33 protein-coding genes (1 of these 33 only partly in view) are annotated in these 18,048 nt (G+C 59.8%); all 33 read left to right on the top strand.

What is annotated here, in order from left to right; genetic code table 11:
* The first annotated feature begins 60 nt into the window (after positions 1-60).
* Positions 61-438, top strand: a complete 378-nt coding sequence (gene rpsL / locus LQ952_RS01405; RefSeq protein WP_008933192.1) for a 30S ribosomal protein S12 — start codon at positions 61-63, stop codon at positions 436-438.
* A gap of 20 nt (positions 439-458) precedes the next feature.
* The gene (rpsG, locus tag LQ952_RS01400; protein WP_238620779.1) at positions 459-926 is read left to right on the top strand and encodes a 30S ribosomal protein S7; all 468 of its coding nucleotides are present in this window, start codon (positions 459-461) and stop codon (positions 924-926) included.
* Positions 927-969: 43 nt separating this feature from the next.
* Positions 970-3,069: an elongation factor G gene (gene fusA, locus LQ952_RS01395; protein ID WP_238620778.1), complete on the top strand. Its 2,100-nt coding sequence runs from the start codon at positions 970-972 to the stop codon at positions 3,067-3,069.
* A 53-nt stretch (positions 3,070-3,122) separates the two neighbouring features.
* Positions 3,123-4,313 carry an elongation factor Tu gene (gene tuf, locus LQ952_RS01390; RefSeq protein ID WP_238620774.1) on the top strand — a complete coding sequence of 397 codons (1,191 nt, stop codon included), beginning with the start codon at positions 3,123-3,125 and terminating at the stop codon, positions 4,311-4,313.
* Between the two features lie 5 nt (positions 4,314-4,318).
* Positions 4,319-4,633, top strand: a complete 315-nt coding sequence (rpsJ, locus tag LQ952_RS01385; RefSeq protein ID WP_008933160.1) for a 30S ribosomal protein S10 — start codon at positions 4,319-4,321, stop codon at positions 4,631-4,633.
* Positions 4,634-4,765: 132 nt separating this feature from the next.
* Positions 4,766-5,410 (top strand): 50S ribosomal protein L3, encoded by a 645-nt coding sequence (gene rplC / locus LQ952_RS01380; protein ID WP_238620773.1) that lies wholly within the window; start codon positions 4,766-4,768, stop codon positions 5,408-5,410.
* Positions 5,411-5,415: 5 nt separating this feature from the next.
* Complete coding sequence (gene rplD, locus LQ952_RS01375; protein WP_238620772.1) at positions 5,416-6,021, top strand: 50S ribosomal protein L4; 606 nt, start codon at positions 5,416-5,418, stop codon at positions 6,019-6,021.
* Positions 6,018-6,314 carry a 50S ribosomal protein L23 gene (gene rplW / locus LQ952_RS01370; RefSeq protein ID WP_238620770.1) on the top strand — a complete coding sequence of 99 codons (297 nt, stop codon included), beginning with the start codon at positions 6,018-6,020 and terminating at the stop codon, positions 6,312-6,314. The genes rplD and rplW overlap by 4 nt, the downstream gene beginning before the upstream one ends.
* An 18-nt stretch (positions 6,315-6,332) precedes the next feature.
* The gene (rplB, locus tag LQ952_RS01365; RefSeq protein ID WP_238620768.1) at positions 6,333-7,157 is read left to right on the top strand and encodes a 50S ribosomal protein L2; all 825 of its coding nucleotides are present in this window, start codon (positions 6,333-6,335) and stop codon (positions 7,155-7,157) included.
* A gap of 14 nt (positions 7,158-7,171) precedes the next feature.
* Complete coding sequence (gene rpsS, locus LQ952_RS01360; protein WP_008933165.1) at positions 7,172-7,444, top strand: 30S ribosomal protein S19; 273 nt, start codon at positions 7,172-7,174, stop codon at positions 7,442-7,444.
* A 9-nt stretch (positions 7,445-7,453) separates the two neighbouring features.
* On the top strand, positions 7,454-7,786 hold the full coding sequence (gene rplV, locus LQ952_RS01355) for a 50S ribosomal protein L22 (protein ID WP_008933166.1): 333 nt from the start codon (positions 7,454-7,456) through the stop codon (positions 7,784-7,786).
* Between the two features lie 15 nt (positions 7,787-7,801).
* Positions 7,802-8,488, top strand: a complete 687-nt coding sequence (rpsC, locus tag LQ952_RS01350; protein ID WP_238620766.1) for a 30S ribosomal protein S3 — start codon at positions 7,802-7,804, stop codon at positions 8,486-8,488.
* A gap of 11 nt (positions 8,489-8,499) precedes the next feature.
* Positions 8,500-8,913: a 50S ribosomal protein L16 gene (gene rplP / locus LQ952_RS01345; protein WP_200176788.1), complete on the top strand. Its 414-nt coding sequence runs from the start codon at positions 8,500-8,502 to the stop codon at positions 8,911-8,913.
* Positions 8,913-9,110: a 50S ribosomal protein L29 gene (rpmC, locus tag LQ952_RS01340; protein ID WP_238620764.1), complete on the top strand. Its 198-nt coding sequence runs from the start codon at positions 8,913-8,915 to the stop codon at positions 9,108-9,110. The genes rplP and rpmC overlap by 1 nt, the downstream gene beginning before the upstream one ends.
* Positions 9,111-9,114: 4 nt before the next feature.
* Complete coding sequence (gene rpsQ / locus LQ952_RS01335; protein WP_008933170.1) at positions 9,115-9,381, top strand: 30S ribosomal protein S17; 267 nt, start codon at positions 9,115-9,117, stop codon at positions 9,379-9,381.
* A gap of 40 nt (positions 9,382-9,421) precedes the next feature.
* Positions 9,422-9,790, top strand: a complete 369-nt coding sequence (gene rplN / locus LQ952_RS01330; protein WP_200176790.1) for a 50S ribosomal protein L14 — start codon at positions 9,422-9,424, stop codon at positions 9,788-9,790.
* A gap of 17 nt (positions 9,791-9,807) precedes the next feature.
* On the top strand, positions 9,808-10,128 hold the full coding sequence (gene rplX / locus LQ952_RS01325; protein ID WP_238620762.1) for a 50S ribosomal protein L24: 321 nt from the start codon (positions 9,808-9,810) through the stop codon (positions 10,126-10,128).
* A gap of 10 nt (positions 10,129-10,138) precedes the next feature.
* Positions 10,139-10,678, top strand: coding sequence for a 50S ribosomal protein L5 (gene rplE, locus LQ952_RS01320; RefSeq protein WP_238620760.1), 540 nt, complete (start codon positions 10,139-10,141; stop codon positions 10,676-10,678).
* Between the two features lie 14 nt (positions 10,679-10,692).
* The gene (gene rpsN / locus LQ952_RS01315; protein ID WP_008933174.1) at positions 10,693-10,998 is read left to right on the top strand and encodes a 30S ribosomal protein S14; all 306 of its coding nucleotides are present in this window, start codon (positions 10,693-10,695) and stop codon (positions 10,996-10,998) included.
* Positions 10,999-11,014: 16 nt separating this feature from the next.
* Entirely contained in the window at positions 11,015-11,410 is a 396-nt protein-coding gene (rpsH, locus tag LQ952_RS01310) for a 30S ribosomal protein S8 (protein ID WP_238620759.1), read from the top strand.
* 13 nt (positions 11,411-11,423) lie between these two features.
* Positions 11,424-11,957 carry a 50S ribosomal protein L6 gene (rplF, locus tag LQ952_RS01305; RefSeq protein WP_238620758.1) on the top strand — a complete coding sequence of 178 codons (534 nt, stop codon included), beginning with the start codon at positions 11,424-11,426 and terminating at the stop codon, positions 11,955-11,957.
* Between the two features lie 14 nt (positions 11,958-11,971).
* Positions 11,972-12,325, top strand: a complete 354-nt coding sequence (gene rplR, locus LQ952_RS01300; protein ID WP_238620756.1) for a 50S ribosomal protein L18 — start codon at positions 11,972-11,974, stop codon at positions 12,323-12,325.
* A 13-nt stretch (positions 12,326-12,338) separates the two neighbouring features.
* The gene (rpsE, locus tag LQ952_RS01295) at positions 12,339-12,842 is read left to right on the top strand and encodes a 30S ribosomal protein S5 (RefSeq protein ID WP_238620754.1); all 504 of its coding nucleotides are present in this window, start codon (positions 12,339-12,341) and stop codon (positions 12,840-12,842) included.
* A gap of 2 nt (positions 12,843-12,844) precedes the next feature.
* On the top strand, positions 12,845-13,033 hold the full coding sequence (gene rpmD / locus LQ952_RS01290; protein WP_238620752.1) for a 50S ribosomal protein L30: 189 nt from the start codon (positions 12,845-12,847) through the stop codon (positions 13,031-13,033).
* Between the two features lies 1 nt (position 13,034).
* Complete coding sequence (gene rplO, locus LQ952_RS01285) at positions 13,035-13,466, top strand: 50S ribosomal protein L15 (protein WP_238620750.1); 432 nt, start codon at positions 13,035-13,037, stop codon at positions 13,464-13,466.
* Positions 13,467-14,822 carry a preprotein translocase subunit SecY gene (secY, locus tag LQ952_RS01280; protein ID WP_347402036.1) on the top strand — a complete coding sequence of 452 codons (1,356 nt, stop codon included), beginning with the start codon at positions 13,467-13,469 and terminating at the stop codon, positions 14,820-14,822. It begins immediately after the preceding gene.
* Positions 14,823-14,846: 24 nt separating this feature from the next.
* On the top strand, positions 14,847-14,960 hold the full coding sequence (gene rpmJ / locus LQ952_RS01275) for a 50S ribosomal protein L36 (protein ID WP_008933182.1): 114 nt from the start codon (positions 14,847-14,849) through the stop codon (positions 14,958-14,960).
* 67 nt (positions 14,961-15,027) lie between these two features.
* Positions 15,028-15,384, top strand: coding sequence for a 30S ribosomal protein S13 (gene rpsM / locus LQ952_RS01270; RefSeq protein WP_238620749.1), 357 nt, complete (start codon positions 15,028-15,030; stop codon positions 15,382-15,384).
* Positions 15,385-15,408: 24 nt separating this feature from the next.
* Positions 15,409-15,798: a 30S ribosomal protein S11 gene (rpsK, locus tag LQ952_RS01265; protein WP_008933184.1), complete on the top strand. Its 390-nt coding sequence runs from the start codon at positions 15,409-15,411 to the stop codon at positions 15,796-15,798.
* A gap of 15 nt (positions 15,799-15,813) precedes the next feature.
* Positions 15,814-16,434, top strand: a complete 621-nt coding sequence (gene rpsD, locus LQ952_RS01260) for a 30S ribosomal protein S4 (RefSeq protein WP_238620748.1) — start codon at positions 15,814-15,816, stop codon at positions 16,432-16,434.
* Positions 16,435-16,452: 18 nt separating this feature from the next.
* Positions 16,453-17,457 carry a DNA-directed RNA polymerase subunit alpha gene (locus tag LQ952_RS01255; RefSeq protein ID WP_238620746.1) on the top strand — a complete coding sequence of 335 codons (1,005 nt, stop codon included), beginning with the start codon at positions 16,453-16,455 and terminating at the stop codon, positions 17,455-17,457.
* 41 nt (positions 17,458-17,498) lie between these two features.
* Positions 17,499-17,885, top strand: coding sequence for a 50S ribosomal protein L17 (gene rplQ / locus LQ952_RS01250; protein ID WP_238620744.1), 387 nt, complete (start codon positions 17,499-17,501; stop codon positions 17,883-17,885).
* Between the two features lie 111 nt (positions 17,886-17,996).
* Positions 17,997-18,048, top strand: the beginning of a protein-coding gene (locus LQ952_RS01245; RefSeq protein WP_238620742.1) for an SAM hydrolase/SAM-dependent halogenase family protein. 677 nt of this gene lie beyond the right edge of the window; only the first 52 of its 729 coding nucleotides appear in the window; the start codon lies at positions 17,997-17,999; its stop codon lies off the right edge, out of view.

The following is an 18,048-nucleotide window of genomic DNA, read 5'->3' as shown; positions in this document are numbered from 1 at the left end:
ACCCTCGACAGGCCGGTAGGTCCGGCCTGTCGTTGTTTTTGGGCTAGGAGAAACGCTTTCATGGCAACAATTAACCAGTTAGTGCGCAAGCCGCGCAAGCGCCCGACGGAAAAGAGCAACGTGCCGGCCCTGGAGGCCTGCCCGCAGAAGCGTGGCGTGTGTACACGTGTCTATACCACCACGCCGAAGAAGCCGAACTCCGCGCTGCGTAAGGTCGCTCGTGTGCGCCTGACGAACGGTTACGAGGTCTCCAGCTACATCGGTGGTGAAGGTCACAACCTTCAGGAACACTCGGTGGTGCTCATTCGTGGTGGTCGTGTCAAAGATTTGCCGGGTGTGCGCTATCACACGGTCCGTGGCAGCCTGGATACCCAGGGTGTGCAGAACCGTAAGCAGGCTCGCTCCAAGTACGGCGCCAAGCGTCCCAAGAAGGCCTAAGGGCTCGTTGAGATAAGACCATGTCCAGAAGATCTGAAGCTCCCAAGCGCACCATTCTTCCCGATCCCAAGTACGGGAGTGAGCTGCTCGCCAAATTTATCAATACCGTGATGCGCGACGGCAAGAAGTCCGTTGCGGAACGCGTGCTGTACGGCGCCCTGACCCAGATTGAAGGGAAGAAGGGTGACGGTATCCAGGTGCTGGAGCAGGCGCTGGAGAACGTGCGTCCCCGCGTCGAGGTGAAGTCCCGCCGCGTGGGTGGTGCTACTTACCAGGTGCCCGTGGAAGTGCGTGCCGTGCGCCAGAACGCCCTGGCCATGCGCTGGATCGTGGATGCCTCCCGCAAGCGCGGCGAGAAGTCCATGGCCCTGAAGCTGGCGGGTGAGTTGATGGATGCCGCTGATAGCAAGGGTGCTGCGGTGAAAAAGCGTGAAGACACCCACCGCATGGCGGACGCCAACAAGGCCTTCTCGCATTACCGCTGGTAAGGCAACCGGCGGCCAAGAACAAGACTTTTCGAGGTAATTTCAAGTGGCACGCAAAACACCCATCGAGCGCTACCGGAATATCGGTATCATGGCGCACATCGACGCCGGCAAGACGACCACGACGGAGCGTATCCTGTTCTATACCGGCGTCTCCCATAAGCTCGGTGAGGTGCATGACGGCGCAGCTACCATGGACTGGATGGAGCAGGAGCAGGAGCGCGGCATCACCATCACCTCCGCGGCGACCACCTGCTTCTGGTCAGGTATGGACAAGCAGTTCCCGGAGCATCGCGTCAACATCATCGACACTCCCGGGCACGTGGACTTCACCATCGAAGTGGAGCGTTCCCTGCGTGTGCTCGACGGTGCCTGTGCCGTGTTCTGTGCCGTGGGTGGCGTGGAGCCTCAGTCCGAAACCGTGTGGCGCCAGGCCAATAAGTACCAGGTGCCGCGGATGGCGTTCGTCAACAAGATGGACCGCCCCGGCGCCAACTTCCTGCGCGTGATCGGGCAGATCCGTGATCGTCTGGCTGCCAATCCGGTGCCCATCGTGATTCCTATCGGCGCTGAGGATACCTTCAGTGGTGTGGTGGACCTGCTCAGCATGAAGGCCATCTACTGGGATGACGCCTCTCAGGGTATGACCTTCGAGGCCAAGGATATCCCGGCCGAGATGCTGGAGCTGTGCAACGAATGGCGTGAGCACATGGTTGAAGCTGCCGCCGAAGGCTCCGAAGAGCTGATGGAAAAGTACCTGGAAGGCGGTGAGCTGAGCGTTGATGAGATCAAGCAGGGTCTGCGTGCCCGTACGCTCAGAAATGAAGTGATTCCCGCTCTGTGTGGTACCGCCTTCAAGAACAAGGGCGTGCAGCGCATGCTGGACGCCATCATCGAGTTCATGCCGGCGCCCACCGACGTGTTGGCCATCAAAGGTATTCTTGATGATGCCGCCGAGAGTGAAGGCGTGCGTCATTCCACCGATGACGAGCCGTTTGCCGCCCTGGCGTTCAAGATCGCCACCGACCCGTTCGTGGGTACGCTGACCTTCTTCCGTGTCTATTCCGGTGTGGTGCAATCCGGCGACAGCGTCTACAACCCGGTCAAGGGCAAGAAGGAGCGCATCGGCCGTATCGTGCAGATGCACGCCAACTCCCGCGAAGAGATCAAGGAAGTGCGGGCGGGCGACATCGCTGCTGCGGTGGGTCTGAAGGATGTCGGCACCGGCGATACCCTGTGTGATCTGAGCAATATCATCACCCTGGAGCGCATGGAGTTCCCCGAGCCGGTGATCTCCGTGGCCGTGGAGCCCAAGACCAAGGGCGACCAGGAAAAGATGGGCGTGGCCCTGTCCAAGCTGGCTCAGGAAGATCCTTCCTTCCAGGTGCGTACCGACGAGGAATCCGGCCAGACCATCATTTCCGGCATGGGCGAGTTGCACCTGGACATCATCGTCGACCGCATGCGTCGCGAGTTCAAGGTGGAGGCCAATGTGGGCAAGCCCCAGGTGGCTTACCGGGAAACCATCCGCAAGAAGGTGGAGCAGGAAGGCAAATTCGTGCGTCAGTCCGGTGGTCGTGGTCAGTACGGTCACGTCTGGCTGCGCATTGAGCCGCTTGAGGCCGGTTCCGGTTACGAGTTCGTCAACGGTATCGTGGGTGGTGTGGTGCCCAAGGAATACATCCCGGCGGTGGACAAGGGCGTGCAGGAGCAGATCAAGAACGGTGTCATTGCCGGCTTCCCGGTGGTGGACGTGAAGGTCACCCTGTTCGACGGTTCCTACCACGATGTGGACTCCTCCGAAGCCGCGTTCAAGATCGCCGGTTCCATCGGCTTCAAGGAGGGCGCCGCCAAGGCGGGCGCCGTGCTGCTGGAGCCCATCATGAAGGTGGAAGTGGTGACGCCGGAAGAATACATGGGCGACGTGATGGGTGACCTGAACCGTCGTCGCGGTCTGGTGCAGGGTATGGACGATGCCCCGGCGGGCAAGATCGTTCGCGCCGAGGTGCCGCTGGCCGAGATGTTCGGCTACTCCACCGACCTGCGCTCCGCCACCCAGGGTCGCGCCGTGTACTCCATGGAGTTTTCCAAGTATGCGGAAGCGCCGGCCAGCGTGGCTGAAGCGGTCATCAAGAAGTCGTCCTGAAGATCGGCTTGATCGGACGTCACCAGATTCGAATATTGAAGGGGTAATACAAGGTGTCGAAGGAAAAATTTGAGCGTAAGAAGCCGCACGTGAACGTGGGCACCATTGGTCACGTTGACCATGGCAAGACCACGCTGACGGCGGCGCTGACGGTGGTTCAGGCGAAGAAATTTGGTGGTGAGGCCCGTGCCTACGACCAGATCGACAACGCCCCGGAAGAGCGCGCTCGCGGTATCACCATTGCCACCGCGCACGTGGAGTACGAGTCTGATAATCGTCACTACGCCCATGTGGACTGCCCCGGCCACGCCGACTACGTGAAGAACATGATCACCGGTGCGGCGCAGATGGACGGCGCGATCCTGGTGGTGTCTGCCGCTGACGGCCCGATGCCCCAGACCCGCGAGCACATCCTGCTGGCCCGTCAGGTGGGCGTGCCCTATATCGTCGTGTTCCTGAACAAGGCCGACATGGTGGACGACGCCGAGCTGTTGGAGCTGGTGGATATGGAAGTGCGTGACCTGCTGTCCAGTTACGACTTCCCTGGCGACGATACTCCGATCATCGTGGGTTCTGCGCTGAAGGCGCTGGAAGGCGATACTTCCGATATCGGCATGCCGGCGATCGACAAGCTGATTACCGCCCTGGACGAATACATTCCGGAGCCTGAGCGTGCCATCGACGGTGCGTTCCTGATGCCGGTGGAAGACGTGTTCTCCATCTCGGGACGTGGTACTGTAGTGACCGGTCGTATCGAGCGCGGCATCGTGAAGGTGGGAGACGAAGTCTCCATCGTGGGTATCCACGACACCATCAAGACCACCGTGACCGGCGTGGAGATGTTCCGCAAGCTGCTGGATCAGGGTCAGGCGGGTGACAACGTGGGTGTGCTGCTGCGCGGCACGAAGCGTGACGAAGTGGAGCGTGGTCAGGTGCTGTGCAAGAGCGGCTCGATCACCCCGCACACCAAGTTTGAAGCGGAAGTTTACGTGCTGTCGAAGGAAGAGGGTGGTCGTCACACCCCGTTCTTCAACGGCTACCGTCCGCAGTTCTATTTCCGTACCACGGACGTGACCGGTTCCTGCGATCTGCCGGAAGGCATCGAGATGGTGATGCCGGGTGACAACGTGAAGATGACCGTGTCCCTGATCGCGCCGATCGCGATGGAAGACGGTCTGCGCTTCGCGATCCGTGAAGGTGGCCGTACCGTCGGTGCCGGCGTCGTTTCCAAGATCATCGAGTAAGCATCATGGCAGCCAAGCAGAGAATCCGTATTCGCCTTAAGGCCTTCGATCATCGTCTGATCGATCGTTCCGCCAGTGAGATCGTGGAAACCGCGAAGCGGACCGGTGCTCGTGTGAAGGGCCCGATTCCGCTGCCGACCAAGATGGAAAGCTTTACCGTGCTGATTTCTCCGCACGTCAATAAGGATGCCCGGGATCAGTACGAGATCCGGACCCACAAGCGCCTGATGGACATCATGGACCCCACCGACAAGACCGTGGACGCCCTGATGAAGCTGGATCTGGCCGCTGGCGTGGATGTGCAAATAAAGCTTAACTAGCCACAATAGTTGTGGCATAATTGTTGGCTTTCCATGGCCCGGTGCAGGGTAACTTGTGCCGGGCCGTGATTTTCAGAACGCAGAATAATTTCTTCGGCGCTCCGGTTCGGGGCGGAAGCAAGAGGTAGTGTCATGGCAATCGGACTGGTCGGTCGCAAGGTGGGCATGACTCGTGTCTTCACTGAAGACGGAGTCTCCCTGCCGGTGTCTGTCATCGAGGTTGAGCCTAACCGGGTGGCGCAGGTTAAGACCGGCGACCGGGATGGTTATCGGGCCGTGCAGGTCGCGGTGGGCAGTCGCAGGGCAAGTCGTGTTTCCAAGCCCCTGGCGGGCCACCTGGCCAAGGCCGGCGTGGAAGCCGGGCGTGGTCTTTGGGAATTCCGTCTTGAGGATGGTGAGGGCGAAGGTATCGAAGCCGGTGCCAGCCTCAATGTGGAAGTCTTCTCTGCAGGTCAGAAGGTGGATGTCACCGGGACTAGCAAGGGTAAGGGCTTCCAGGGTGTCATCAAGCGTCATAATTTCAGCATGCAGGATGCCACCCATGGTAACTCGCGCTCTCATCGGGCGCCGGGCTCGATCGGTCAAAACCAGACCCCGGGTCGCGTGTTCAAGGGTAAGAAGATGGCCGGCCAGATGGGTAATGAGCGCTGCACCGTGCAGAACCTGGAAGTTGTCCGGGTTGATGTCGAGCGCAATCTGCTCCTGATTCGTGGCGCGGTGCCGGGTTCCACCGGTGGTGACGTGCTGGTGCGTCCCGCTGTTAAGGCGAAAGGTTGAATCTCATGAAGCTTCAGGTTCAAGACACCCAGCAGGACGTCGAGGTCTCTGATCGCGCGTTCGGTCGGGATTTTAACGAGGCCCTGGTGCACCAGGCCGTGGTTGCCTATATGGCAGGCGGTCGTGCCGGTACCAAGGCGCAGAAGAGCCGCAGTGATGTGCGCGGCGGTGGCGCCAAGCCCTGGCGTCAGAAGGGTAGCGGCCGCGCTCGCGCCGGTACTATCCGCAGCCCACTGTGGCGTGGGGGTGGTGTGACTTTTGCCGCTCGTCCCCGGGATTATTCCCAGAAACTGAACAAGAAGATGTACCGCGCCGCCATGGCCAGCATCTTCTCCGAGCTGGTCCGTCAGGAGCGTCTGGTGGTGGTGGATGCTTTCAGCATCGATGCCCCCAAGACCCGCGATCTGAAGGCCAAGCTGGACGGCATGAATCTCGACGGCGCCCTGATCGTTACCGGTGAGGCGGATATCAATCTCTATCTGTCTGCTCGCAACCTGCTCCGCGTGGGCGTGTGTGAGGTGGTTGATCTGAATCCGGTGGCTCTGGTGGGCTTCGACAAGGTGGTCATCACCGTGCCGGCGCTGAAGCAAGTTGAAGGGTGGCTGTCATGAACGAGGAAAAATTGCTCAAGGTCCTGGTGGCCCCGCATGTGTCTGAGAAAGGCACCATGCTGGCTGAGCTGAACAATCAGCACGTGTTCAAAGTGGCCGTCGACGCTACCCGCGTTGAAGTGAAAAAGGCGGTTGAATCCTTGTTTGAAGTCAAGGTCAACTCCGTGCGCATGCTGAACCAGCAGGGTAAGCGCAAGCGCATGGGTGTCCACGCCGGACGCCGCAAGCATTGGAAAAAGGCCTACGTGACTCTGGAAGCAGGTCACGATATTCAATTGGCCGGCAACGAGTAATCGGAAAGGTAACGCGAGATGGCGATCGTCAAGTCGAAACCCACCTCCGCGGGCCGTCGTTTTGTGGTCCGGGTGGTGACGCCCGATCTGCATAAGGGCGAGCCCTTCGGTCCTCTGCTGGAAAAGAAGCACCGGTCGGGTGGTCGTAACAACCAGGGCCGCGTGACTGTGCGGCACGTGGGCGGCGGACACAAACAGCACTACCGCATCGTGGACTTCAAGCGGAACAAAGATGATATTCCGGGCAAGGTTGAGCGCCTGGAGTATGATCCGAACCGCACGGCGCATCTTGCGCTGGTCCTGTATGCAGACGGCGAGCGGCGCTATATCATTGCGCCCCGTGGCGTGAAGGCGGGCGATCCGATCGTTTCCGGCGTGCATGCTCCGATTAAGCCGGGTAGCGCACTGCCCCTGCGGAACATTCCGCTGGGTACCGTGGTGCACTGCATTGAGATGCGTCCCGGCAAGGGTGCCCAGCTGGCTCGCAGTGCTGGCGCCGGCGTCCAGCTGGTGGCCCGCGAAGGTCAGTATGCGACCCTGCGTCTGCGCTCCGGCGAGATGCGCAAGGTGCATGCGGACTGCCGCGCCACCATCGGTGAGGTGGGTAACCAGGAACACAGTCTGCGCAAGTTCGGCAAGGCCGGTGCGAAGCGTTGGCTGGGTATCCGACCCACCGTTCGCGGTACGGCCATGAACCCGGTGGACCACCCGCATGGTGGTGGTGAAGGCCGGAACTTCGGTCTGCATCCGGTCACCCCGTGGGGTGTGCCGACCAAGGGTTACAAGACCCGCAAGAACAAGCGCACGGACAACATGATTGTTCGCCGTCGCAAAGCGAAGTAAGAGGGGATAGGTCAGTGCCGCGTTCGCTCAAGAAAGGTCCTTTTGTCGATCATCATCTGCTGAAGAAGGTCGAAACCGCCGCTGCCAACAATGACCGGCGTCCGGTCAAGACCTGGTCTCGCCGGTCGATGGTCATTCCGCAAATGGTGGGCTTGACCATCGCCGTGCATAACGGGCGTCAGCACGTGCCCGTGCTGGTCAGCGAGAACATGGTGGGTCACAAGCTCGGGGAGTTCGCGGCAACGCGTACCTTCAAGGGGCATGTGGCCGACAAGAAGGCTAGGTAGGGGATCATCATGGAAACCATGGCTCAACTGCGATTTGCGCGTATATCGCCGCAGAAATGCCGCCTGGTGGCGGATCAGGTTCGGGGGCTGCCCGTCGAGCGGGCCCTCCAGGTGCTGAGCTTCAGCCCTAAAAAGGGTGCTCACCTGGTGAAGAAAGTTCTCGAGTCGGCCATTGCCAACGCAGAACACAATGACGGCGCTGATGTGGACGAGCTCAAGGTATCACGCATTTGTGTGGACCAGGGGCCGGTTCTCAAGCGCATCGCGGCACGGGCGAAAGGCCGTGCCAACCGGATCACGAAACGCACGAGCCATATCACTGTGGCCGTGAGCGCTGAGTAAAGTTAGGGGTCTGAGATGGGTCAGAAAGTAAATCCGATCGGCTTCCGCCTTGGGATCTCCGCCGACTGGGCGTCAACCTGGTACGCCGACGGACGAGATTATGCGGATAACCTGCACAAGGACCTGGAAATTCGTCAGTTCCTTAAGCAGAAACTGGCCCAGGCCTCTGTCAGCCGGATCCAGATTGCCAGGCCTGCGCGCCAGGCGTTCATTACGATCCACACGGCGCGTCCGGGTATCGTCATCGGCAAGAAAGGGGAAGACATCGAGTCCCTGCGCAAAGAAGTGGCGGGTCGCCTGGGTCTGGCTGTCCCTAACGTCAAGATCAACATTGAAGAGATCCGCAAGCCGGAGACCGATGCGCAACTGGTCGCCGAAGGGATCGCCCAGCAGCTGGAGCGCCGCATCATGTTCCGCCGCGCCATGAAGCGCGCCGTGGGCAATGCCATGCGCTTGGGCGCCCTGGGCGTGAAGGTTCATGTGGCCGGTCGCTTGAATGGTGCGGAAATTGCCCGCAGCGAGTGGTACCGGGAAGGCCGCGTGCCGCTGCACACGTTGCGTGCTGACATTGATTATGGGTTTGCCGAAGCTCGCACCACGTACGGCATCATCGGCGTCAAGGTGTGGGTGTTCAAGGGTGAGGTGTTCGACTTCGATAGCAAGACGGACGCTCCCCAGGATGGCAAGGCCGCGGTTAACTGAGGAGTTGAAAGATGCTGCAGCCCAAGAGGACCAAATTCCGCAAGCAGTTCAAGGGCAAGAACCGCGGTCTCGCCACCTCCGGCGAAAAGGTCAGTTTCGGTGAATACGCCCTGAAGTCCATGGACCGGGGCCGGATTACGGCCCGCCAGATTGAGGCGGCCCGTCGTGCCATGACCCGTCACATCAAACGTGGCGGAAAGATCTGGATCCGGGTGTTCCCGGATGTGCCGGTCACCAAGAAGCCCGTTGAAGTACGTATGGGTAAGGGTAAGGGCAACGTGGAGTACTGGGTGTGCAAGATTCAGCCCGGTCGTGTGCTCTATGAGATGGAAGGCGTCAGTGAGGAAGTGGCAAGGGAAGCCTTCCGCCTGGCCGCCGCCAAGCTGCCCATCAAGACCGCATTTGTGACTCGGCAGGTGATGTGATGAAGGTAAGCGAAGTACGTGAAAAAGGCAGCGATGAGCTGCAAGGCGAACTGCTGGAGCTCTACCGCGAGCAGTTCAAAATGCGCATGCAGAAGGGCACCGGCCAGTCGCCGCGTCCTGACCGCTTCGGCAAGCTCCGCAAGGATATTGCCCGCATCAAGACCGTGCTGAATCAGCGTTCGATGGCAGGCGAGTGAAGTCATGAGCGAACAGGAACAGAAAGAACAGCGTGCGATCACCGGCCGTGTGGTGAGCGACAAGATGGACAAGACCCGTACCGTGCTCATTGAGCGCCGGGTCAAGCATCCACTGTACGGTAAGTACATGCGTCGCTCCACGAAGCTCCATGTGCACGACGAGAACAACGATTCCCGGATGGGCGACAAGGTCCTGGTGAAGGAGTGCCGTCCCATGTCCCGGACCAAGACGTTCCGTCTGCTTAAGGTCGTTGAGCGCGCGCCTGAGTAAGCCGGTGCAAGTGAACACCGATACGAAGTGAGATCAGAACATGATTCAGATGCAGACGGTTTTGGATGCAGCGGACAACAGCGGGGCGCGCCGGGTCCAGTGCATCAAGGTGCTCGGCGGCTCTCATCGCCGCTATGCCAGTGTGGGCGACATTATCAAGGTGAGCGTCAAGGACGCCATCCCCCGCGGCAAGGTGAAAAAAGGCGAGGTTTATAATGCCGTAGTGGTGCGGACGGCCAAGGGTGTGCGTCGTCCGGATGGTTCGGTGGTGCGCTTTGACCGCAACGCGGCCGTTCTGCTCAACAACCAGCTCCAGCCCATCGGCACCCGTATCTTCGGACCCGTGACCCGCGAGCTGCGCGGCGAGCGGTTCATGAAGATTATTTCACTGGCGCCGGAAGTCCTGTAAGGCTGAGGTAAGAGACGATGCGCAGAATTCGACAGGGTGATGACGTGGTTGTCATCGCCGGCAAAGACAAGGGCCGCCGCGGTACCGTTCTGAGGGTGCTCGATAATGATCGGGTGCTGGTCCAGAACGTCAACATGGTGAAGAAGCACCAGAAGCCCAACCCGTATGCAGGCGTGAGTGGCGGCATCATCGACAAGGAGATGCCCTTGCATGCCTCCAACGTGATGCTGTACAACCCTGCGTCCGGCAAGGGCGACCGCGTCGGGTTCAGGGCTCTGGAGGACGGCCGGAAGGTGCGCGTCTACAAGTCCAACAACGAAGTCGTCGACGCGTCTTAAGGTGGATCAGATGGCTAGGCTTAAAGCATTTTATCAGGAGACGGTGGTGAAGCAGCTCATGGAGCGCTTCAACTATTCCAACGTCATGGAGGTTCCGCGCATCACCAAGATTACCCTGAACATGGGTCTGGGTGAGGCGGTGGCCGACAAGAAGATCATCGAGCATGCCCTGAGCGACATGACCGCCATCGCCGGTCAGAAGCCCGTGGTAACCCGTGCCCGCAAGTCCATCGCCGGCTTCAAGATCCGCGATGACTACCCCATTGGCTGCAAGGTGACCCTGCGCCGGGAGCGGATGTACGAATTCCTCGATCGTCTGGTGAACGTGGCACTGCCCCGTGTGCGTGACTTCCGTGGTATCTCCGGCAAGTCCTTCGACGGTCGCGGCAATTTCAATATGGGCGTTCGGGAACAGATCATCTTCCCCGAAGTGGACTACGACAAGATCGACGCCCTGCGCGGTATGGATATCACCATCACCACCACGGCCAAGACCGACGAGGAAGGCCGGGCGCTGCTGGAAGCGTTCCGCTTCCCGTTCAAGCAATAAGAGGTTTATAGAGTATGGCCAAAACTTCCATGATGATGCGCGAACTCAAGCGCGCCCAGTTGGTTAAGCAGTACTCGGCGAAGCGCGCAGAGCTGAAGGCGCTCATCCAGAACCCGGAGACGAGCCACGAGGATCGCATGGCTGCAGTGATGAAGCTGCAGAAGCTGCCCCGTGATTCCAGTCCTGTGCGCCAGCGCAACCGCTGCCACCTGACCGGCCGTCCCCATGGGTACTATCGGAAATTTGGCCTGGGTCGCAACAAGCTGCGCGAGGCGGCCATGCGCGGGGATGTCCCGGGCCTGGTCAAGTCGAGCTGGTAAGAGGGAAACACCTGATATGAGCATGACCGATCCCGTGGCAGATCTGCTGACCCGCATCCGTAATGGCCAGCGCGCTGCCAAGACCGAAATCAGCCTGCCGTCTTCCAAGCTGAAAGTGGCTATCGCCAACGTCCTCAAGGATGAAGGCTACGTCGCCGATGTGGTGGTGAACGAGCAGGACAAGAAACCCGTCATGACGGTGAAGCTGAAGTACTTCCAGGGCCAACCGGTAATCGAGACCATCCGACGCGTCAGCCGGCCGGGTCTGCGGATCTACCGTAGCAAGGATGAACTGCCCAAGGTGATCGGCGGACTGGGTGTCGCCATCGTCTCCACCTCCAAAGGTGTGATGACTGATCGCCAGGCCCGCGCCCAGGGTCAGGGCGGCGAAGTACTTTGCATCGTCTCCTAATCGGATTGAAGCCATGTCCCGAGTAGCGAAAAACCCCATCGCACTGCCCAAGGGCGTCGATGTGTCTATCAGCAGTGAGTCGATCTCCGTGAAGGGGCCGAAGGGAGATATTGCTTTCCCGGCCAACCCGAACGTCGAGATTGCCCAGGAAGAAGGTGTACTGACCTTCAAACCCGCTAATGGTGATACCCGTCACAATGCCATTGCAGGTACAATGCGCGCCGTCGTGAACAACATGGTGGTGGGTGTGAGCGAAGGTTTCCAGCGCAAGCTGGAACTCGTGGGCGTGGGCTACCGTGCCCAGGCGCAGGGTAGCAAGCTGAACCTGACCCTTGGTCTGTCCCACCCGGTGGAATATCCGGTGCCGGAAGGCATCAGCATTGAGACCCCCACCCAGACCGAAATTCTGGTGAAGGGCGTCGACAAGCAGAAGGTGGGGCAGGTTGCCTCCGAGATTCGCCGCTACCGTCCGCCGGAGCCCTATAAGGGCAAGGGTATCCGGTATGCGAATGAACAGATCATCCGCAAGGAAGCGAAGAAGAAGTAGGCTAGGTGACCGCAATGGATAAGAAAGAAGCTCGACTCCGGCGCTCCAAACGGGCCCGGTACAAGATCCGTGAACTCGGCGCCCATCGCCTCTGCGTGCACCGCACGCCGCGGCACGTGTATGCGCAGATCATCGCTCCCTCCGGTTCCGAGGTGCTGACCTGCGCCTCCACCGTGGAAGCCGATTTGCGCGGAGGCCTGAAGTCCACCGGCAATATCGAAGCGGCTGCCGCCGTGGGCCGTTTGATTGCCGAGCGTGCGGTCGCCAAGGGTATCAAGAAAGTGGCGTTCGACCGCTCGGGGTTCAAGTATCACGGCCGTGTGAAGGCGCTGGCCGATGCCGCCCGCGAAGGTGGCCTGGAATTCTGACAAGGGTGATGCAATGGCAAGTGTGAATGCGAGCGAGAACGACGGCCTTCAGGAGAAGCTCATCTCCGTCAACCGTGTGGCCAAGGTGGTCAAAGGTGGACGCCAGTTTCGTTTTACTGCCCTGACCGTGGTCGGTGACGGCAACGGTAAGGTCGGCTTTGGCTACGGCAAGGCCCGTGAAGTACCCCTGGCTATCCAGAAGGCGATGGAATCCGCGCGCAAGAATATGCGCTCCGTCCCTCTCAACGATGGCACGCTGCATTACTCCGTGAGTTCCCGTCACGGCGCCGCGAAGGTCTTCATGCAGCCCGCCTCCGAAGGTACCGGGATTATCGCCGGTGGTGCCATGCGTGCCGTTTTCGAGGTGGCCGGTGTGCGTAACGTGCTGGCCAAATGCATCGGTTCGCGCAACCCCATCAACGTGGTGCGTGCGACCCTGAACGGCCTGATCGCCGTGCATGATCCGAAGCTTATCGCCGCCAAGCGTGGCAAGAAACTCGAAGAGATCGTGGGGTAATCATGGCAGCCGCGAACGAACTCAAGGTGACGCTGATCCGCAGCAAGCATGGGCGGCTTAAGAGCCATCAGGCTTGTCTGAGTGGTCTGGGCATCCGTCGTATCCACAATCCGGTGGTCGTCAAGGATACGCCGGAAAATCGGGGGATGATCAACAAGGTATCCTATCTCCTGAAGGTTGAGGAGGTTTGAGATGAGACTGAACAATCTTAGCCCGGCCCCGGGCAGCCGTCCCAGTGCCAAGCGTCTGGGTCGCGGTATCGGCTCCGGCCTGGGCAAGACGGGTGGTCGCGGTCACAAGGGTCAGAAGTCCCGTGCCGGTGGCTACCACAAGGTGGGCTTTGAGGGCGGTCAGATGCCCTTGCAGCGTCGTCTGCCGAAGGTGGGTTTCCGCTCCCGTACCAGTGCCGGCAGTGCCGAGGTGCGTCTGCACGAACTGGCGGGCCTGGAAGGCGTGATCGACCTGGCCGCACTGAAGGCTGCCGGCGTTGTGCCGACGCAGACCGTCAAGGCCAAGGTGATTGCTTCGGGTTCCATTGACAAGGCCGTGAGCCTCAAGGGCGTGGCCGTAACCAAGGGCGCGCGGGCTGCCATTGAGGCCGCCGGCGGGCAGATCGAGGACTAAGTGGCCGCTTCCAATACAGCAGGGGGCGCAACATTAGGCGGGCTGGGGAAGTTCACTGAACTTCGCCAGCGCCTTTTGTTTGTGCTGATGGCGTTGGTGGTCTACCGTATCGGGACGTTCATCCCGGTGCCGGGGATCGATCCCATTGCAATGGCGCAGTTCTACGACGCTCAGTCGGGGACCATTCTGGACATGTTCAACATGTTCGCAGGTGGAGCCCTTGAGCGTCTGAGTCTGTTTGCCCTCGGGGTGATGCCGTATATCTCGGCGGCCATCATCATGCAGCTTCTGGCTGCAACGGTGCCGGCCCTGCAACAGATCAAGAAGGAAGGGGAGCCGGGCAGGCGCAAGATCACTCAGTACACCCGCTACGGCACGGTGTTTCTGGCGTTGATTCAGAGTATCGGTATTGCTATTGCGCTGAATCAGCAAGTGATTGGCGACACCACGGTGGCCGTCAATCCGGGTATCGGCTTCATCTTCACCACGGTGGTCTCCCTGGTGACCGGTACGGTGTTCCTGATGTGGCTGGGCGAGCAGGTGACGGAGCGGGGTATCGGTAACGGTATTTCCATCATCATCTTCGCCGGGATCGTTGCCGGTCTGCCGGGTGCCCTGGGTGGTACCCTAGAGCTGGCCAGCACCGGTGAGCTGTCGCCGGCCTTCGTGATCCTGCTCATGGCCATGGGCATGGCGGTGATTGGCTTCATCGTCTTCGTGGAGCGTGGTCAGCGTCGCATTACTGTGAACTACGCCAAGCGTCAGGTCGGACGCAAGGTTTTCGGTGGTCAGAGTAGTCATCTGCCCCTGAAGCTGAACATGGCGGGTGTGATCCCGGCCATCTTCGCCTCCAGTATCATCCTGTTCCCCGCCACTCTGGGGACTTGGTTCGGGCAGGCGGAGGGTATGACTTGGTTGCGGGATCTGTCGACGGCCCTGGGCCCTGGACAGCCGCTCTATGTGATGCTCTATGGTGCGGCGATCGTGTTCTTCTGCTTCTTCTACACGGCGTTGGTCTTCAATGCCCGGGAGACGGCGGAAAACCTGAAAAAATCAGGTGCCTTTATTCCAGGTATCCGGCCGGGGGCGCAGACCGAGCGGTACATTGATAGCGTCATGACCCGTCTGACGGCGGTCGGTGCCATCTACATCACCGCCGTGTGTCTGATGCCCGAGTTCCTGATCCTGTACTGGAACGTGCCCTTTTATTTCGGTGGTGCGTCCCTGCTGATCATCGTGATCGTGGTGATGGATTTCATGGCGCAGTTGCAGGCGCACCTGGTGTCCCATCAGTACGAGGGATTGATGCGCAAGGCCAACCTGAAAGGCTATGGCAAGTCGGGCATGCTGCGATAGCAGGCCCAGCTAGAGGAAATTGAGATGAAAGTACGTGCGTCTGTAAAAAAGATTTGCCGCAACTGCAAGATCATCCGCCGCAACGGTGTTGTGCGTGTGATCTGCTCGGATCCCCGTCACAAACAGCGGCAGGGTTAACCGTTGATTCGGCGGCGTTCACTGGTTAGAATACCCGGCTTTTCCGCCGGTGCTTGGAGATAGCTGGATGGCTCGTGTAGCAGGTGTCAATATTCCGGACCACAAACATGCCGTGATTGCCCTTCAGGCAATCTACGGTGTTGGTAAAACCCGTGCCCAGAAGATCTGCGTGGCGGCTGGGATTCGTCCGGACATCAAGATCCGCGATCTCTCCGAAGACGAAGTGGAGAAGGTGCGTACGGAAGTGGGGCGTTTCAGCGTCGAAGGTGATCTTCGTCGCGAAACCTCCATGAACATCAAGCGCTTGATGGATCTGGGTTGCTACCGGGGCTTGCGCCACCGTCGCGGCCTGCCTCTGCGCGGTCAGCGTACCCGCACGAATGCGCGCACCCGCAAGGGACCGCGTCGCCCCATCCGCAAGTAATTATCAGGATTACAGGAAACAGGTATGGCACAGGCCCCCACCCGGACCCGTAAGAAGGTCAAGAAGTCCGTCTCCGACGGTGTGGCGCATGTCTATGCGTCCTTCAACAACACGATCGTGACGATCACCGACCGCCAGGGCAATACCCTGTCCTGGGCCACGGCCGGTGGTTCCGGGTTCCGCGGCTCCCGCAAGAGCACGCCGTTCGCCGCCCAGGTGGCTGCTGAGCGTGCCGGTACGGCTGCTCAGGAATATGGTCTCAAGAATCTGGAAGTGCTCGTCAAGGGTCCTGGCCCGGGGCGGGAGTCGGCGGTTCGCGCCCTGAATAACGTGGGCTTCAAGATTACGAACATCAGCGACATCACGCCGATTCCCCACAATGGTTGCCGTCCGCCGAAGAAGCGGCGCGTATAGTCCCGGAGGAGCACCATGGCACGTTATATTGGTCCCAAGTGCAAGCTGAGTCGCCGCGAAGGCACCGACTTGTCCCTGAAGAGCCGCGTCCGCGCACTGGATTCCAAGTGCAAGCTGGACAAAGCTCCCGGGCAGCACGGCGATCGCCGCACCCGCCTGTCCGACTACGGTGTGCAGCTGCGTGAAAAGCAGAAGCTGCGCCGTATCTATGGAGTGCTGGAGCGTCAGTTCCGCAACTACTACAAGGAAGCGAGCCGACTCAAAGGCTCCACCGGTGATAACCTGCTGCGTCTGCTGGAATGCCGGCTGGACAACGTGGTGTACCGGATGGGCTTTGGCAGTACGCGCGCGGAAGCCCGTCAGCTGGTAAGTCACAAGGCCATCCAGGTGAACGGCCGCACCGTGAATATCGCTTCCTATCAGGTCAAGCCCACGGACGTGATCTCCATTCGTGAGAAGTCCCGCAAGCAGGTCCGTATCCAGGATTCCCTGGCGCTGGCTGAGCAGTTCGGCTTCCCCGAGTGGGTGGACGTGGACACCAAGAAGATGGAAGGCGTATTCAAGAACGCTCCTGAGCGCAGCGACCTGCCGGCGGATATTAACGAATCCCTGGTGGTCGAGCTCTACTCCAAGTAATTAGTTACGAGGTCTTTGATGCAGACCAAGGTCAACGAACTCCTCAAGCCTCGACATATCGAGGTCCAGTCCATCACGGACAATGTGTCCAAGGTGGTGCTGGAGCCGCTTGAGCGGGGTTTCGGTCATACACTCGGCAACGCGCTTCGCCGTATTTTGCTGTCCTCCATTCCCGGCGCCGCCGTGGTGGAGGCGGAGATCGAAGGTGTGTTGCATGAGTACACCACCCTCGAAGGGGTTCAGGAGGATGTCGTCGATGTCCTGTTGAACCTCAAGGGCATTGCACTGCGCATGACCGCTCGGGACGAAGCCACCCTGGTCCTGAAGAAGAAGGGGCCGGGTGTGGTTACTGCCGGTGATATCACCCTGGATCATGACGTGGAAGTCGTGAATCCGGATCATGTCATTGCCCATCTCACCAAGAGCGGTGAGCTGAATATGACCCTGAAGGTGGGGAAGGGCCGTGGTTATCAACCGGTGTCCGCCCGTCGTCAGGCCGATGGTGAGGATCGCCCGATCGGCCGTTTGATGCTGGATGCCAGCTTCAGCCCGATTCGGCGTGTGGCTTACAACGTGGAAAGTGCCCGTGTGGAACAGCGCACGGACATGGACCGTCTGGTCATCGAACTGGAGACCAACGGTACTGTGTCTCCGGACGACGCCATTCGCCAGGCTGCCACGATCCTGCAGAGTCAGTTGATGGCCTTTGTGGAACTGCGAGGTGATGAAACCATCACCCAGGAAAGCAAGTCCATGGACATCGACCCGATCCTGCTGCGTCCGGTGGACGATCTGGAATTGACGGTGCGTTCGGCCAACTGCCTGAAGGCGGAGAACATCTACTACATTGGTGATCTGATTCAGAGAACCGAAGTGGAGCTGCTCAAGACCCCGAACCTGGGGAAGAAGTCCTTGACCGAGATCAAGGACGTGCTGGCCTCTCATGGCTTGTCCATGGGTATGCGTCTTGAGAACTGGCCGCCGCCGGGCCTTAAAGAACACGAAAAGAAGAGCGCCGGCTAACTCCGGTCGTCTCGCAGATTTTGACTTAAGGAATAAAAGCCATGCGTCACCGTCACTCGGGTAGGCAACTTAATCGCAACAGTTCACACCGCAAGGCCACCATGCAGAGCCTGGCGTTGTCGCTGTTCCGCCACGAAGCGATCAAGACGACGCTGCCCAAGGCGAAGGAACTGCGCCGGGTGGCTGAGCCTTTGATCACTCTGGCAAAGGAAGATAGCGTCCATACCCGCCGTCTCGCCTTTGCGCGTCTGCGGGACGACGAGATCGTGGGCAAGCTGTTCAATGAGCTGGGTCCTCGTTACCAGACCCGTCCGGGTGGTTATCTGCGCATCCTGAAGTGTGGTTTCCGCAAGGGAGACAATGCGCCGATGGCTTACGTGGAACTGGTGGATCGTCCGGAGCCTGTGGCTGCGGAGGCTGCGGAGTAATCTTCTTCGGCATTGTGTTCTGTTTCATGGTGATACGAAAAAGCCGGCCTTTGTGCCGGCTTTTTCGTATCCGCGTTGTCCGGCACCGTTGAAGCATTGGAGGGCGGATTCATGATCGTGACCTTCACCGACTTTGGAAGAGAGGGTCCCTATCTGGGGCAGA

The organism is Ectothiorhodospira lacustris (genome assembly GCF_022227785.1).
GTDB classification, from domain to species: domain Bacteria; phylum Pseudomonadota; class Gammaproteobacteria; order Ectothiorhodospirales; family Ectothiorhodospiraceae; genus Ectothiorhodospira; species Ectothiorhodospira lacustris.
This window is presented reverse-complemented; position numbering and strand designations above follow the sequence as displayed.

Coding starts and splice junctions, on each gene's coding strand:
- rpsL (WP_008933192.1), top strand. CDS start 61: ATGGCAACAATTAACCAGTTAGTGCGCAAGCCGCGCAAGCGCCCGACG.
- rpsG (WP_238620779.1), top strand. CDS start 459: ATGTCCAGAAGATCTGAAGCTCCCAAGCGCACCATTCTTCCCGATCCC.
- rpsJ (WP_008933160.1), top strand. CDS start 4,319: ATGGCAGCCAAGCAGAGAATCCGTATTCGCCTTAAGGCCTTCGATCAT.
- rplC (WP_238620773.1), top strand. CDS start 4,766: ATGGCAATCGGACTGGTCGGTCGCAAGGTGGGCATGACTCGTGTCTTC.
- rplD (WP_238620772.1), top strand. CDS start 5,416: ATGAAGCTTCAGGTTCAAGACACCCAGCAGGACGTCGAGGTCTCTGAT.
- rplW (WP_238620770.1), top strand. CDS start 6,018: ATGAACGAGGAAAAATTGCTCAAGGTCCTGGTGGCCCCGCATGTGTCT.
- rplB (WP_238620768.1), top strand. CDS start 6,333: ATGGCGATCGTCAAGTCGAAACCCACCTCCGCGGGCCGTCGTTTTGTG.
- rplV (WP_008933166.1), top strand. CDS start 7,454: ATGGAAACCATGGCTCAACTGCGATTTGCGCGTATATCGCCGCAGAAA.
- rpsC (WP_238620766.1), top strand. CDS start 7,802: ATGGGTCAGAAAGTAAATCCGATCGGCTTCCGCCTTGGGATCTCCGCC.
- rplP (WP_200176788.1), top strand. CDS start 8,500: ATGCTGCAGCCCAAGAGGACCAAATTCCGCAAGCAGTTCAAGGGCAAG.
- rpmC (WP_238620764.1), top strand. CDS start 8,913: ATGAAGGTAAGCGAAGTACGTGAAAAAGGCAGCGATGAGCTGCAAGGC.
- rpsQ (WP_008933170.1), top strand. CDS start 9,115: ATGAGCGAACAGGAACAGAAAGAACAGCGTGCGATCACCGGCCGTGTG.
- rplN (WP_200176790.1), top strand. CDS start 9,422: ATGATTCAGATGCAGACGGTTTTGGATGCAGCGGACAACAGCGGGGCG.
- rplX (WP_238620762.1), top strand. CDS start 9,808: ATGCGCAGAATTCGACAGGGTGATGACGTGGTTGTCATCGCCGGCAAA.
- rplE (WP_238620760.1), top strand. CDS start 10,139: ATGGCTAGGCTTAAAGCATTTTATCAGGAGACGGTGGTGAAGCAGCTC.
- rpsN (WP_008933174.1), top strand. CDS start 10,693: ATGGCCAAAACTTCCATGATGATGCGCGAACTCAAGCGCGCCCAGTTG.
- rpsH (WP_238620759.1), top strand. CDS start 11,015: ATGAGCATGACCGATCCCGTGGCAGATCTGCTGACCCGCATCCGTAAT.
- rplF (WP_238620758.1), top strand. CDS start 11,424: ATGTCCCGAGTAGCGAAAAACCCCATCGCACTGCCCAAGGGCGTCGAT.
- rplR (WP_238620756.1), top strand. CDS start 11,972: ATGGATAAGAAAGAAGCTCGACTCCGGCGCTCCAAACGGGCCCGGTAC.
- rpsE (WP_238620754.1), top strand. CDS start 12,339: ATGGCAAGTGTGAATGCGAGCGAGAACGACGGCCTTCAGGAGAAGCTC.
- rpmD (WP_238620752.1), top strand. CDS start 12,845: ATGGCAGCCGCGAACGAACTCAAGGTGACGCTGATCCGCAGCAAGCAT.
- rplO (WP_238620750.1), top strand. CDS start 13,035: ATGAGACTGAACAATCTTAGCCCGGCCCCGGGCAGCCGTCCCAGTGCC.
- rpmJ (WP_008933182.1), top strand. CDS start 14,847: ATGAAAGTACGTGCGTCTGTAAAAAAGATTTGCCGCAACTGCAAGATC.
- rpsM (WP_238620749.1), top strand. CDS start 15,028: ATGGCTCGTGTAGCAGGTGTCAATATTCCGGACCACAAACATGCCGTG.
- rpsK (WP_008933184.1), top strand. CDS start 15,409: ATGGCACAGGCCCCCACCCGGACCCGTAAGAAGGTCAAGAAGTCCGTC.
- rpsD (WP_238620748.1), top strand. CDS start 15,814: ATGGCACGTTATATTGGTCCCAAGTGCAAGCTGAGTCGCCGCGAAGGC.
- LQ952_RS01255 (WP_238620746.1), top strand. CDS start 16,453: ATGCAGACCAAGGTCAACGAACTCCTCAAGCCTCGACATATCGAGGTC.
- rplQ (WP_238620744.1), top strand. CDS start 17,499: ATGCGTCACCGTCACTCGGGTAGGCAACTTAATCGCAACAGTTCACAC.